This window comes from Rhodanobacter sp. Root561 (assembly GCF_001427365.1).
In the GTDB taxonomy this organism is placed as follows: Bacteria; Pseudomonadota; Gammaproteobacteria; order Xanthomonadales; family Rhodanobacteraceae; genus Rhodanobacter.
Map to the genome: position 1 here is coordinate 384,351 of NZ_LMGH01000011.1, position 13,751 is coordinate 398,101.

The following is a 13,751-nucleotide window of genomic DNA, read 5'->3' on the forward strand; positions in this document are numbered from 1 at the left end:
ATTCCCGGCCTTTGATCGCATCGCAATCAAAGGCCCAGCAACATCCTTTGCGGATTCTCCAGCTGGTTCTTGATGTCGACCAGGAACAGCACCGCGTCCTTGCCGTCGATGATGCGATGGTCGTAGGACAGCGCGATGTACATCATCGGGGCGGCGATGATCTGGCCGTTCTCGACGATGGCGCGCTCCTTGATCGTGTGCATGCCCAGGATCGCGCTCTGCGGCGGGTTGACGATCGGGGTGGACAGCAGCGAGCCGAAGGTGCCGCCATTGGTGATGGTGAACGTGCCGCCCTGCAGGTCGTCCAGCGACAGCTTGTTGGCGCGCGCCTTGGTGGCGTAGTCGGCGATGCCCTTCTCGACGTCGGCGAAGCTCATGTCCTGCACGTCGCGCAGCACCGGCGTGACCAGGCCCTTGTCGGTGGACACCGCGATCGAGATGTCCTGGTAACCGTGATAGATCACGTCGTTGCCGTCGACCGAGGCGTTGACGAACGGGTAGCGCTTCAGCGCCTCGGCGGCGGCCTTGACGAAGAAGCTCATGAAGCCGAGCTTGATACCGTGTTCCTTCTGGAACGCCTCGCCCAGCGTCTTGCGCATCTTCGTCACTTCGCTCAGGTTCACCTCGTTGAACGAGGTGAGCATGGCGATCGAGTTCTTCGACTGCATCAGGCGTTCGGCGATGCGCGCGCGCATGCGGGTCATCGGCACGCGTTCTTCCGGACGCGAACCCGGAGTCGGCTTCGCCGCCGGCGCAGCGGGAGCCGCGGCAGGACGCGAGCCGGCGTTGACCACGTCTTCCTTGATGATGCGGCCGTCGCGGCCGGTGCCGGCGATGGCGGAGGTGTCGACCTTGTTCTCGGTGGCGACGCGCTGGGCGGCGGGCGAAAGCTCGGCGGAGGCCTTCGACGCGGCGGGGGCGGGTGCCGCGGCGGCGGGCGCCGGAGCAGCAGCAGCGGGGGCTGCGGCTGCCGGTGCCGGTGCGGCGGCGGCTGCACCTTCCTCGATGATCGCGATGATCTGCTCGCTGTTCACCGTGTCGCCGACGTCGTGACGGATTTCCTTCAGCACGCCGTCAACCGGCGAGGGCACTTCCAGCACCACCTTGTCGGTTTCGAGGTCGACCAGGTTCTCGTCGCGCTTCACCGCGTCGCCGGCTTTCTTGTGCCAGGTGGCAATGGTGGCGTCGGAGACCGACTCGGGCAGGACGGGGACTTTGAGTTCGATGGACATGTGAATCCTTGAGTTAGTGCGCTCATCCATGATCGCGAAGATCAAGAAGCGGCCGTCCTGGCCGCACTGTTCGGAAAAGCCGCTTATTCTGCAGAGTGATCGGTGCCGACCGGCGCGACCAGCGCCTGTTCGACGAGTGCCGCCTGTTCGGCGACGTGTGTGTTGTGGTGGCCAGCCGCCGGTGCCGGCGAACGGGCGCGACCGGCGTACGACAGGCTGTGCTTGACGCCGGTGCAGGCCTGCAGGTGATGGCGGATCTGGAACCACGCGCCCTGGTTCATCGGCTCTTCCTGGCACCAGATCACTTCCTTGGCGGAAGGGTACTTGTCCAGTTCGGCGGTGACCTCGACGCGCGGGAACGGATACAGCTGCTCGACGCGCACGATCGCCACGTCCTTCAGTTCGCGCTTCTCGGCTTCTTCCAGCAGGTCGTAGTAGACCTTGCCCGAGCACAGCACCACGCGCTTGACCTTCTTCGCGGCCAGCTCGCGATGCTCGCCGATCACCAACTGGAAGCTGCCGTTGGCCAGCTCGTCCAGGGTGGACACCGCCAGCTTGTGGCGCAGCAGCGATTTCGGCGTCATCACGATCAGCGGCTTGCGCACCGGGCGCAGCATCTGCCGGCGGATCATGTGGAAATCCTGCGCCGGCGTGGTCGGCACGCAGACCTGCATGTTGTCGAACGCGCACAGCTGCAGGAAGCGTTCCAGACGCGCGGAGGAATGTTCCGGGCCCTGGCCTTCATAGCCGTGCGGCAGGAACAGCGCCAGGCCGCACAGGCGGTTCCACTTTGCTTCGCCGGAGCTGATGAACTGGTCGATCACCACCTGGGCGCCGTTGGCGAAATCGCCGAACTGGCCTTCCCAGATGTTCAGCGTGTCCGGGTCGGTGGTGGAGTGGCCGTACTCGAACGCCATCACCGCTTCTTCGCTGAGCAGCGAGTCGATCACCTCGACGTCGGCGCTGGCGCGCACGTTGGCCAGCGGCATGTAGGTGTGGCCGTCCTTCTGGTCATGCAGCACCGCATGGCGGTGGAAGAAGGTGCCGCGGCCGGAATCCTGGCCGACCAGGCGCATGTCGTAGCCGGCATCGACCAGGGTGGCGTAGGCGAGATTTTCGGCGAAGCCCCAGTCGGCCGGCTGCTCGCCGGCGGCCATCTTGCGGCGGTCGTCGTAGATCTTCGCCACGCGCGCCTGCAGGGTGAGGTCGGCGGGCAGGGTGAGGATCTTGCTGGAGAGCTCCTGCAGCTTCTGCCGGGGCACGCCGGTGTCGACCGGGGTCGACAGCTTGCCGCCGATGAACTTCGCCCAGTCGACGTGGCCGTCGCGCACCGGCGACGGGTCGAGGTCGGTCATCGGCGCGCCCGCTTCCAGACGTGCGCGATAGGCTTCGAACTGCTTCTGCGCTTCGCCGTCGGCCAGCACGCCCTGCTTGACCAGCTGCTGCTGGTAGAGGTCGCGCGTGGTCGGGCGCTTGCGGATGATCTGGTACATCACCGGCTGCGTCGCGGCCGGTTCATCGGCCTCGTTGTGGCCGTGGCGACGGTAGCAGACCAGGTCGATCACCACGTCGCGGCGGAACTGCTTGCGGAAATCGTAGGCGATCCGGGTCACCAGGATCACCGCTTCGGGGTCGTCGCCGTTCACGTGCAGCACCGGCGCGTTGACCATCTTGGCCAGGTCGGTGCAGTACATGGTGGAGCGCGCGTCCTGCGGATTGGAGGTGGTGAAGCCGACCTGGTTGTTGATCACGATGTGCAGGCTGCCGCCGATGCGGAAACCACGGGCCTGCGACATGTTCAGCAGCTCCATGTTCACGCCCTGGCCGGCGAACGCGGCGTCGCCGTGGATCAGCACGGCCATCGACTGCGTGTGCGCGGTGTCGCGGCGGCGGGTCTGGCGCGCGTGGACCGAACCGGTCACCACCGGGTTGACGATCTCCAGGTGCGACGGATTGAACGCCAGCGCCACGTGCACGCCGCCCTTGGGCGTCTTGACGTCGGCGGAGAAGCCCATGTGGTACTTCACATCGCCCGAGTGGGCCGGATCGTCGGGGTGGTCGAACTTGCCCTCGAACTCGTCGAACAGGGTCTTCGGCGGCTTGCCGAGGATGTTGACCAGCACGTTGAGGCGGCCGCGATGGGCCATGCCGATGACCAGTTCCTTGATGCCGTTGTCGCCGGCTTCGCGCACCACGTCGTCGAGCATCGGGATCAGGCTGTCGCCGCCTTCCAGCGAGAAGCGCTTCTGGCCGACGTACTTGGTGTGGAGGTAGCGCTCCAGGCCCTCGGCGGCGGTGAGGCCATCCAGCACGCGCTGCTGGCCGGCCTTGTCCAGGCCGCTCTGGCCGGCAGCCTGTTCCAGCCGGCTGTAGATCCAGTTGCGCTGCTCGTGGTTGCTGATGTGCATGAACTCGGCGCCGATCGTGCTGGCGTAGGTCTTCTGCAGGCGGGCCAGCAGGTCGCGCAGCTTCAGGCGCAGGCCGCCGCCGGCGTAGTTGCCGGTGTCGAATTCGGTGTCGAGGTCGGCATCGGACAGGCCGTGGAAGGCCAGGCCCAGGTCGGGCGCCGTCATCTTCTCGGTCAGGCCGAGCGGATCGAGGTCGGCGGCAAGATGGCCGCGCGAACGGTAGGCGGTGAGCAGGCGCAGCACGCCGGCCTGCTTGCGCGCGTGTTCATCGCTGACCGGTGCGGCCGTGGCGCCGTTGTGGCGCTGCTTCTGTGCCGCTTCGATGCGGGCGATGGCCGCGGTGTGGGAGACGTCGCCGGACTCGCGACCCTTGAACGATGAGAAATACGTGGCCCATTCGGCGGGAACCGACGAGGCGTCGGCCAGCCAGGCGTCATACAGCGATTCGACGTAATCGGCGTTGCCGCCTGCGAGTTGGGAAGATTCGAAGAACTCGCTGATCAGGTTTGTAGTCACGTCACCACCGGCAGGAAGGGATGCTTGAGCTCATCCGTGTCACGTTGAAGTCGCGGTTACCGGTCGGTTTTCAAGCCCGACAGGCCGCTGATACGGATGACTGGGGAGAATCCCCATGATTATAGCCTTTGGGTGCTGCGACGCGGCAAGCTGCGGGCGGCCTGGAACGGCCCGTGCGGGGGCTTCTCAGACCAAGGTCGTAGCCCGGTTCCGGCGCGGCCAGCGGTTTCATGCGGTTTGCGTCGCGTCGCGGCTGGCCAGGCAGGGCGATCCCGGGCCAGCTGCGGCTCAGTCCGTCTGGCCCAGTCCGATTGAGCCAGTCCGCTCAGATATTCAGCGACTGCAGCTCGCTGGCCCGTTCGGCACGCTCCCACACTTCGTCGAAGTGCTGCTGCAGCGGCGCCTGGCTGGCACGGTCGTGGCGGGCGGCGCGGCCCTGGGGGCGCGCGGCCTCGGGCAGGAACAGGTAGCCGCCGGCATCGTTGAGCAGATAGGACGCGAGGTAGGCCAGGTCGACCTCATCGACCGGCATGCGGATCTGGATCGCGCTGGGCAGGCGTTGCGCCAGGGCGATCAGTCGATGGTCACCGCGCAGCGCGGCGGCCGGATCGTGCAGCAGGATGCGGATCTGCGCGCCGCGGCCGGAGATCGCGATGCGTCGCAGCTCGGCCAGTTCGTCCGGGCTGGCGTAGGCATCGCTGCCCAGCAGGGGCAGGTGGATGTCCAGCCGATGGCGGGCATCGGCCAACAGTTGCAGGCGCGTCGCCGCGGTCTCGCCGCGCGTGCCGGCAGCGAGCGTGCCGATGTCGGGCAGTGCTGCCGGTACGTCGTCCGCTGCAGGCAGGGCCAGGCGCATCGCCTGATGGGGCAGGCCGGCGTCCTCGAAGGTCTCGCCGAAAGCCGCGAAGCCTTCGCGCTCGTAGAAACCCTGGGCGCTGACCTGGGCATCCAGCTTCACCTCCGGCCAGCCCTGGCTGCGGGCCCGGGAAATCATCTCGCGCAACAGCGCCTGGCCGACGCCACGACCGCGCCAGTCACGCAGCACGGCCATGCGACCGATCTTGTGCTGCGGGGTGAGCCGGCCGCAGCCGATCGGCTGGCCATGCTCGTCGCGCGCCAGCAGGTGCCAGCAGTCCACATCGAGTCCGTCGCGCTCGCGCTGCTCGGGCACGCCCTGTTCGTGGATGAACACGGTTTCGCGCAGGCCGAGCAGGGCGGTTTGCTGGTCGGGGTTCGACCAGTCGGCGATCTCGATGTGGAAGTCCTGCAGTTTCATCAGTGCGTGCTCAGCGACGTTGGCGGGATTTGCGCACGATCAGGTGACCATCGTTGACCAGCGCCAACAGCAGCTTGCGTTCGGCGGCGCTGATCTTCCTGGCGGGGGTATGGCTGCGCTGCTCGCACAATGCCTGCGCCAGCGCCGGCGTGGCCGGGTAGGCGGCGCCGCTGACATACAGCGTGCAGGTCGACTTGTCGCGGTGCCAGGCCAGCCGCGACCACGGGTGACGCAGCAGTTGCGCGCCGCCTTCGAGTTGCTTGAGGAAGGCCTCGACGCTCAATGGCTTGTCCAGCGGCGCCGGGATCTGCGCGTTGCGGTAGCGCGTGATGAAACGGCCGAACCAGTCGTGCAGCAGATCGTCGCGCAGGGCCGCGGCGAACGGCAGCGTGCTCTTCAGGCGCTCCAGCGCGGCGCGGTCGATCTCGCCGGTGGCCCTGGCCGGTTTCAGGTCCGGGTCGGCGTAGCGCAGCTCGTCCGGCAACTGTTCGGCGATGTAGTCGGCCAGGTCGCCGGTCAGCTCCGCCTGCGACGGCGCGCGCATGCCTACCGAAAACGTCATGCACGGACCGCCGAACGCCACGCCGTCGTGCGGCACGCCCGGCGGCAGGTACAGGATGTCGCCGGCGTCGAGCAGCCATTCGTGGGTCGGTTCGAACTGCGCCAGCTGCTTCAGTTCCACGTCGGGGCGGAAGGCCTTCGGCGCCAGCGGATCATCGCTGATCGCCCAGTGGCGCTGGCCCAGGCCCTGGATCAGGAACACGTCGTACTGGTCGACGTGCGCGCCGACGCCGCCGCCGGGCTCGGCATAGGACACCATCACGTCGTCCATCCGCCAGCTGGGCAGGAAGCTGAAGTGCTGCAGCAGGCCGGCCACGTCCGCGTCCCACTTGTCGACATCCTGCACCAGCAACGTCCAGTTGCTGTCGGGAGTATTCGCGAAATCCGCTTCGCCGAGCGGACCGGGATGGACGTGCCATTGGTCGCGTTTTTCGTCATGCACGATCAACCGGGCCAGGGCGGCAGGCTCGCAAGCCAGGCCAGCCAGATCGTCCGGCTGCAGCGGCGGCTGGAAATCGGGAAACGCCTGGCGGATCAGTAGCGGACGCTTCTGCCAGTAGTCGCGGAGGAAACGGGCAGGCGACATGCCCAGTGGCTGCCGGGCTGAGCCGCGGACTTCGATGGGGAAAACGGTGGGCTTGGTCATGCCGCCATTGTAGCCGCGGGCGAGGGTGGATCAGCGCAGGGCCTGGGCCACGCCATGCAGTCCCAGTCCCAGCACGGCGGTCGCCGCCAGCAGGGTCGCCGCCCGTGGCGGCAGACGCCGGGTGAGCACGGCGCCCAGCGGCGCGGCGGCGACGCCGCCCACGATCAGCCCGAGCACCGCGACGCCATGGCTGGCACCGACATGCCACAGGAAGCTGACGCTGGCCGCGGCGCTGACCGCGCACTTGGCCAGGTGCACCGTGCCGATCACCATGCGCGGGGTGGCGCCCCGGGCGACCAGGGCGGTCACCGTGATCGCGCTCCAGCCGCCGCCGGCGACGGCGTCGGCAAAGCCCGCGACCAGGCCCAGCGGTCGCGTCGCCGACGGGATGCGGTCATCGTGCTCGCCCGGTGCTCGCCCGCCGCGCAGCAACAGGCACAGGCCCATGCCGAGCAGGTAGGGCGTCAGCGCCATCCGCATCCATGCTGCCGGCACGTGGCTGAGCACCAGCGCGCCGATCACCGCGCCAGCCACGCCCGGTAGCGCCAGGGCCCAGAACAGCCTTCGTCGCACGTTGCCCGCAGCCAGATGGCTGAGGCCCGAAGCGCCACAGGTGAAGGTCTCCGCGTAATGCACGCTGGCGCTGGCCACCACCGGCGGCAGGCCGAGGCCCAGCAGCATGCTTGCCGCCGTGATGCCGTAGGCCATGCCCAGGGCGCCGTCGATCAGCTGGGCCAGCGCGCCCACGGCGGCAAAGGTGATGAATTCGGAGAATGCTGGCATGTGTCCGGGGCGCCTGGCGGTTCGGAGAAGTATTGGCGGCGGCCGTCAGGCGCGGAAATAAGGCGTCGGCATATGTACATGGCAAGGCATCCTTTCACGGTTATGCGATGAGGCAATACTTTGGATGTCCAGACGTATGGACGTCCAAACGAGATTGTCGTGAATTCAGTCGTCGCCAGAAACATTGCCGATGCGGAGCCGCCCGCGGACAGGCTTGACCTGCTGACCAGGGGCCTGGAAGGACTGGGCGCGGCCCAGCTGTACTGGGTGGCCGCCTGGGCGGCCGCGCAGGCAGGAAAGCTCCAGCGCCACGGCGCAGCGACGCCCGTCCCGGCGGCGCAGGCGAGGGAGCGGCTGACCATCCTCTACGGCAGCCAGACCGGCAACGCCCGCCGCATCGCCACCGCGCTGGCCAGTCGCAGCGAGGCGCTGGGCCTGCCGGTGCGGCTGCTGCGCGCCGACGCCTACCCGCAGCGCGAACTGGCGCAGGAGCGTCACCTGCTGGTGGTGGTCAGCACCCAGGGCGACGGCGAGCCGCCGGATGACACGCGTGGCCTGTTCGAGTTCATCACCGGCAAGCGGGCGCCGAAATTGCCGGCGCTGCAGTTCGCCGTGCTGGGGCTGGGCGACTCCAGCTATCCGCAGTTCTGCACGGTCGGGCGCCAGCTGGACGAGCGGCTGGCAGCACTGGGCGCCGTTCGCCTGCATCCCTTCGGCGAAGCCGACCTGGAGTTCGAACTGGTCGCCGAACCCTGGTCGGAGCAGGTGGTGGAGCGCGCCCGTGATGTGCTCAAGCAGATCACGGCACCCGGGCGGGTAACGCCGTTGCATGTGGTGCCGCCAACCAGCGCGCATTCCCGCGAACAACCGTTCAGCGCGGTGGTGCTGGCCAACCAGCGCATCGTCAGCCGGGACAGCACTCGCGACATCCGCCATCTGGAGCTGTCGCTGGAAGGTTCCGGCCTGCGCTACCAACCGGGTGATGCACTGGGCGTGTGGCCGCGCAATCCGCCGGCGCTGGTGGCGCAATGGCTCGACCTCCTGCAGCTCGATGGCGCGGGCGAAGTTAGCTGGAAGCATCGCCGTCAGCCGTTGCGGCAATGGCTGGAGCGCGATTGCGAACTCACCCGCCTGCATCGCGGCTTCATCACGGCGCTGGCCGCGGCCGGCGGGCACGCCGAACTGGCCGGGCTGCTGCGGCCGGAAAACGCGGCCCGGCTGGCCGCGGTGCTGGCCGACGACCAGCCCATCGACCTGTTGCGCCGCCATCCCGCGACCTGGCAACCCGAAGCCCTGCTGGCGGCGCTGCGGCCGCTGGCGCCGCGGCTGTACTCGATCGCCTCCAGCCCGGCGGCCGTGGGCGAGGAGGTGCACCTGACCGTGGCCGTGGTCGATTACGAAGCCGATGGCCATGCCCACTGGGGCGCAGCCTCCAGCCTGCTGGCCGCCAGCGGCGAGGACACCCGGCTGGAGGTCTTCATCGAGCCGAACGAGCGCTTCCGGCTGCCGGCCGACGACGCGCGCGACATCATCATGATCGGCCCCGGTACCGGCGTGGCCCCGTTCCGCGCCTTCGTGCAGGAACGCCGCGAGCGCGGGGGCAGTGGCCGCAACTGGCTGTTCTTCGGCAACCGTCATTTCGCCAGCGACTTCCTCTATCAGGTGGAATGGCAGCAGGCGTTGACGGATGGCGCGCTGCACCGGCTCGACCTGGCGTTCTCGCGGGATGACGCTCTTCCTGAAAGTCCGCACAAGGATGTGCGGGGTGTTGCGAGGGATTCGCATAAAACCTACGTGCAGGATCGTCTGCGCCAGCGTGGCGCCGATCTGTACGCCTGGCTCGATGGCGGCGCACATCTCTATGTCTGCGGCGACGCGAAACACATGGCGCGCGACGTGCACGCCGCCCTGATCGAGGTGGCCGTGGCCCACGGCGGTCATTCCGCCGAATCCGCCGAGGCCTGGCTGAGCGAGCTGCTGCAGCAGGGCCGCTACGCCCGTGACGTCTATTAGTTGATGCGCTCGCCCCTGGAAGCTTGAGTCAGGAAACGGCCGGCCATGGCCGCACTCTTCAGAAAAAGAATGTTCCGATGCTTTCCCATCTCGAAAAAATCAAGGCTGAAAGCCGCTTCCTGCGGGGCGGCATCGCCGAGGGCCTGGCCGATCCGGTCACCGGTGCGATCAGCGACGACGACACCAAGCTGCTGAAATTCCACGGCAGCTACCAGCAGGACGACCGCGACCTGCGCGAGGAGCGTCGCCGGCAGAAGCTGGAGCCGGCCTACGCCTTCATGTTGCGCGCGCGCCTGCCCAGCGGCGTGGTGACGCCGGCGCAGTGGCTGGTATTTGATCGCATCGCCCGCGAGTACGCCAGCGGCTCGCTGCGCATCACCACGCGGCAGACCTTCCAGTGGCACGGCATCATCAAGCGCCAGCTGAAGCCGACCATCGCCGCGATCCACGCGGCGCTGGCCAGCACCATCGCCGCCTGCGGCGACGTGGTGCGCAACGTGGTCAGCACGGCCAACCCGGTCGAGTCCGCCGCGCACGCCGAGGCGTACGCCTGGGCCACGCGGCTGTCCGCCGAGCTGGCGCCGAAGACGCGGGCGTATCACGAGATCTGGCTGGACGGCGAGCAGCTGGCAGGCGCTCCGGAGGTCGAGCCGCTGTACGGCGCGACCTATCTGCCGCGCAAATTCAAGATCGGCCTGGCGATCCCGCCGCTCAACGACATCGACGTGTTCGCCCAGGACCTGGGCCTGATCGCGATCATCGAGCAGGGCGTGTTGCGCGGCTTCAACATCGCCATCGGCGGCGGCATGGGCGCCACCCACGGTGACGCCAGCACCTATCCGCGGCTGGCCAGCGTGATCGGCTTCGTCGCGCCGGAGCAGTTGTTCGAGGTCGCCGAGACGGTGATCGGCGTGCAGCGTGACTGGGGCGACCGCGCCGAGCGCAAGCATGCACGACTGAAATACACGCTGGACCGGCACGGCCTGGACACGTTCACGGCGGAACTGGCATCGCGGCTGGGTTATGCGCTGGCTCCGCCGCGCGAGCACCGCTTCGAGCACAACGGCGACCGCTATGGCTGGGTCGAGGGACACGATGGCCGCTGGCATCTCACCTTGCACATCGAGTCCGGCCGGCTTGCCGACACCGGCGACCGGCGCTGGCTCAGCGGCCTGCGCGAACTGGCGAAGGTGCACGCGGGCGACTTCCGCCTGACCTGCAACCAGAACGTGATCATCGCCAACGTGCCGGCCGCCGAGCGTTCGCGCATCGATGCGATCGTGCACGCGCATGGCCTTGGCGAATACCGGGCGCAGAGCGGCATCCGCCGTCATGCGATCGCCTGCGTGGCCTTGCCCACCTGCGGCCTGGCGATGGCCGAGAGCGAACGCTACCTGCCGGCGTTGCTGCCGAAGCTGGAATTGCTGCTGGCCCGCCACGGCCTGGCTGACGCGCCGATCCTGCTGCGCCTGTCCGGCTGCCCCAACGGTTGCTCGCGGCCTTACCTGGGCGAGATCGCCCTGGTCGGGCGCGGGCCGGGTCGCTACGACCTGCGGCTGGCTGCCGACTTCAGTGGCCAGCGCCTGAACCAGGTGTATCGGGAGAATATCGACGAGGCGACGATCCTCGACGCGCTCGATCCGCTGTTTGCGCGCTACGCGAATGAACGGGGCGAGGGCGAGGGTTTCGGCGATTTCCTGCTGCGCGCCGGCATCGTGGCGGCGGTGAAGCCACGGCATATTCCGCTGGCGGTGCTGGCATGAGCGCGGTGCTGGCCGCGGCCGTGTCGCCCGAACCGCAGGCATTGGCGGAACTGAATGCGCGGTTCGCCACGCTCGACGCCGAGCAGCGCGTGGCGTGGGTGTTCGAACACATTCCGGGTGAACACGTGCTGTCGTCGAGCTTCGGCGCACAGGCGGCGGTGTCGCTGCACCTGCTGACCCGCCAGCGCGCCCGCCTGCCGGTGGTGCTGATCGACACCGGCTACCTGTTTCCCGAGACCTACCGCTTCGTCGACGAGTTGACCGAACGGCTCGCGCTGAACCTCAGGGTCTATCGCGCGCCGCTCAGCCCGGCCTGGATGGAGGCGCGCCACGGGCGGTTGTGGGAGCAGGGCGTGCCCGGGCTGGACCAGTACAACCGCTTGCGCAAGGTCGAGCCGATGCAGCGGGCGCTGGCCGAACTGGGTGCGACCGGCTGGTTTGCCGGCCTGCGCCGGGGACAGTCGCGCAGCCGCCGGGCGATCGACTTCGTCGAGCATCGCCAGGGCCGCTGGAAGTTCCACCCGCTGGCGGACTGGAGCGACCGCGACATCGGCCAGTACCTGGCGCGCCACCAGCTGCCTTACCACCCGTTGTGGCAGCGCGGCTACGTCTCCATAGGCGACACCCACACCAGTCATCGCTGGGAGCCCGGCATGGACGCCGAGGACACCCGCTTCTTCGGCCTCAAGCGCGAATGCGGACTGCACGGCATCGCGTAAGCCACTTGCCGTCGCCTCGCGACGGCCTTCTCGCCACCTACTGGAAACTCGCCAACATGAGCCACTCCGCGCTTGCGCCCACTCCTGAAGCCGCTCCCGACGACGCCCTGATCGCCCCCCATGGCGGCGCGCTGAAGGAGCTTTATCTACCGCCAGCCGAAGCCGAAGCGCTGAAGCAGCGCAGCACGCAATTGCCCGGCGTCGACCTGGACACGCGCCAGTTGTGCGATCTCGAATTGCTGCTCAGCGGCGCGTTTTCGCCGCTGGAAGGTTTCCTCGGCCGCCGCGACTACGATCGCGTGGTGGAGGAACTGCGCCTGGAAGACGGCACCTTGTGGCCGATCCCGATCACCCTCGATGTGGGCGAGGAGTTCGCGGCCGACCTGGTGGTCGGCGACGAGGTCGCGCTGCGCGACAGCCAGGGCGTGCCGCTGGCGGTGCTGGAGGTGAGCGATATCTACTGGCCCGATCGCCTGCACGAGGCGAAGCAGGTATTCGGCAGCACCGATCGGCTGCATCCGGGCGTCGCCGAACTGCTGGAACGCACCCGGCCGGTCGCACTGGGCGGCCGCCTGCGCGGCATCCAGCGTCCTGCGCACCACGATTTCGGCGAACTGCGCGACACCCCGCGCAGCTTGCGCGCGTGGTTCGCCGAGCATGGTTGGAGCCGCATCGTGGCGTTCCAGACCCGCAACCCGATGCATCGCGCCCATCGCGAACTGACCCTGCGCGCCGCGCAGCAGGTCGGCGCGAAGTTGCTGATCCAGCCCTCGGTCGGCCGCACCAAGCCGGGCGACGTCGATCACTACACCCGCGTGCGCTGCATCCGCGCCTTGCTGCCGCACTACCCGGCCGACAGCGTGAAGTTGTCGCTGCTGCCGTTGGCGATGCGCATGGGTGGCCCGCGCGAGGCGCTGTGGCACGCGATCATCCGCAAGAACTACGGCGCCAGTCATTTCATCGTGGGCCGCGATCATGCCGGTCCCGGCAAGGATTCGAATGGACGTCCGTTCTACGGTCCGTTCGAGGCGCAGCAGTTGCTGGAGCGGCACCAGGAGGAACTGGGCATCCGCATCGTGGCGTTCCCCGCGATGGTCTATGCGGCCAACCGCGATACCTACCTGCCGTCCACCGAAGTCGCCGAAGCCGACGAGGTGCGCGACATCTCCGGCACCGAATTGCGCAGGCACCTGCATGAAGGCAGCGAGATCCCCGCGTGGTTCAGCTTCCCCGAGGTGGTGAAGATCCTGCGCGAACGTCATCCGGTGCACCAGCCGCGCGGCTTCGCGCTGTTCTTCACCGGGCTGTCCGGCGCCGGCAAGTCGACCATTGCCCAGGCGGTGATCGCCCAGTTGCTGGAGCACACCAGCCGCCCGGTCACCGTGCTCGACGGCGACGAGGTGCGCAAGCACCTGTCGCGCGGGCTGGGCTTCTCGCGCGAGGATCGCGCCGCCAACGTCACCCGCATCGGCTACGTGGCCAGCGAGATCGTGCGTCACGGCGGCATCGCGGTATGCGCACCGATCGCGCCGTATGCCGATGCGCGGGCCGAGTCGCGGGCGCTGGTCGAGGCGCATGGCGACTTCATCGAGATCCACGTCGCCACTGCGCTGGAGGTGTGCGAGGCGCGCGATCGCAAGGGACTCTACGCCCAGGCACGCGCAGGCAAGATCGCCAGCTTCACCGGCATCAGCGACCCGTATGAGGTGCCCGAGCAGCCGGAGTTGCGCATCGATGGCCACGCCGCCGAGCCGGCAGCGCTGGCCCGCCAGGTGCTGGCCCTGTTGCGCAACAAGGGCCTGCTCGACGATTGATGACGCCTTGCGGGGCGGGC

General features: G+C 68.2%; 9 protein-coding genes. 4 read left to right on the forward strand and 5 right to left on the reverse strand.

What is annotated here, in order from left to right:
- Positions 1–26: 26 nt before the first annotated feature.
- The 5 genes from odhB to ASD55_RS10635 form a co-directional block, all read right to left on the reverse strand.
- The gene (gene odhB / locus ASD55_RS10615) at positions 27–1,232 is read right to left on the reverse strand and encodes a 2-oxoglutarate dehydrogenase complex dihydrolipoyllysine-residue succinyltransferase (RefSeq protein ID WP_056765955.1); all 1,206 of its coding nucleotides are present in this window, start codon (positions 1,230–1,232) and stop codon (positions 27–29) included.
- Positions 1,233–1,315: 83 nt separating this feature from the next.
- Complete coding sequence (locus ASD55_RS10620; RefSeq protein ID WP_056765956.1) at positions 1,316–4,156, reverse strand: 2-oxoglutarate dehydrogenase E1 component; 2,841 nt, start codon at positions 4,154–4,156, stop codon at positions 1,316–1,318.
- Between the two features lie 325 nt (positions 4,157–4,481).
- Positions 4,482–5,432: a GNAT family N-acetyltransferase gene (locus ASD55_RS10625; RefSeq protein ID WP_056765958.1), complete on the reverse strand. Its 951-nt coding sequence runs from the start codon at positions 5,430–5,432 to the stop codon at positions 4,482–4,484.
- 10 nt (positions 5,433–5,442) lie between these two features.
- Complete coding sequence (locus ASD55_RS10630; RefSeq protein WP_056765960.1) at positions 5,443–6,639, reverse strand: cupin domain-containing protein; 1,197 nt, start codon at positions 6,637–6,639, stop codon at positions 5,443–5,445.
- Between the two features lie 30 nt (positions 6,640–6,669).
- Complete coding sequence (locus ASD55_RS10635) at positions 6,670–7,422, reverse strand: sulfite exporter TauE/SafE family protein (RefSeq protein WP_056765961.1); 753 nt, start codon at positions 7,420–7,422, stop codon at positions 6,670–6,672.
- Positions 7,423–7,581: 159 nt separating this feature from the next.
- On the opposite strand from ASD55_RS10635, the gene ASD55_RS10640 reads away from it, so the two are divergent.
- From ASD55_RS10640 to ASD55_RS10655, 4 genes are read left to right on the forward strand one after another with little or no spacing between them, the layout of a single operon-like run.
- Positions 7,582–9,435 (forward strand): assimilatory sulfite reductase (NADPH) flavoprotein subunit, encoded by a 1,854-nt coding sequence (locus ASD55_RS10640; RefSeq protein ID WP_056765962.1) that lies wholly within the window; start codon positions 7,582–7,584, stop codon positions 9,433–9,435.
- Positions 9,436–9,458: 23 nt separating this feature from the next.
- Positions 9,459–11,198 (forward strand): assimilatory sulfite reductase (NADPH) hemoprotein subunit, encoded by a 1,740-nt coding sequence (gene cysI, locus ASD55_RS10645; protein WP_255357477.1) that lies wholly within the window; start codon positions 9,459–9,461, stop codon positions 11,196–11,198.
- The gene (locus ASD55_RS10650) at positions 11,195–11,917 is read left to right on the forward strand and encodes a phosphoadenylyl-sulfate reductase (protein ID WP_056765966.1); all 723 of its coding nucleotides are present in this window, start codon (positions 11,195–11,197) and stop codon (positions 11,915–11,917) included. Before cysI ends, ASD55_RS10650 begins: the two co-directional genes overlap by 4 nt.
- A 56-nt stretch (positions 11,918–11,973) precedes the next feature.
- Positions 11,974–13,731 carry a bifunctional sulfate adenylyltransferase/adenylylsulfate kinase gene (locus tag ASD55_RS10655; RefSeq protein ID WP_056766084.1) on the forward strand — a complete coding sequence of 586 codons (1,758 nt, stop codon included), beginning with the start codon at positions 11,974–11,976 and terminating at the stop codon, positions 13,729–13,731.
- The last annotated feature ends 20 nt before the right edge of the window (positions 13,732–13,751 follow it).

Bases quoted from the DNA above. Each gene is read 5' to 3' on its own strand.
- ASD55_RS10650 (WP_056765966.1), top strand. From the start codon at position 11,195: ATGAGCGCGGTGCTGGCCGCGGCCGTGTCGCCCGAACCGCAGGCATTG.
- ASD55_RS10625 (WP_056765958.1), bottom strand. From the start codon at position 5,432: ATGAAACTGCAGGACTTCCACATCGAGATCGCCGACTGGTCGAACCCC.
- odhB (WP_056765955.1), bottom strand. From the start codon at position 1,232: ATGTCCATCGAACTCAAAGTCCCCGTCCTGCCCGAGTCGGTCTCCGAC.
- ASD55_RS10630 (WP_056765960.1), bottom strand. From the start codon at position 6,639: ATGACCAAGCCCACCGTTTTCCCCATCGAAGTCCGCGGCTCAGCCCGG.
- ASD55_RS10635 (WP_056765961.1), bottom strand. From the start codon at position 7,422: ATGCCAGCATTCTCCGAATTCATCACCTTTGCCGCCGTGGGCGCGCTG.
- ASD55_RS10655 (WP_056766084.1), top strand. From the start codon at position 11,974: ATGAGCCACTCCGCGCTTGCGCCCACTCCTGAAGCCGCTCCCGACGAC.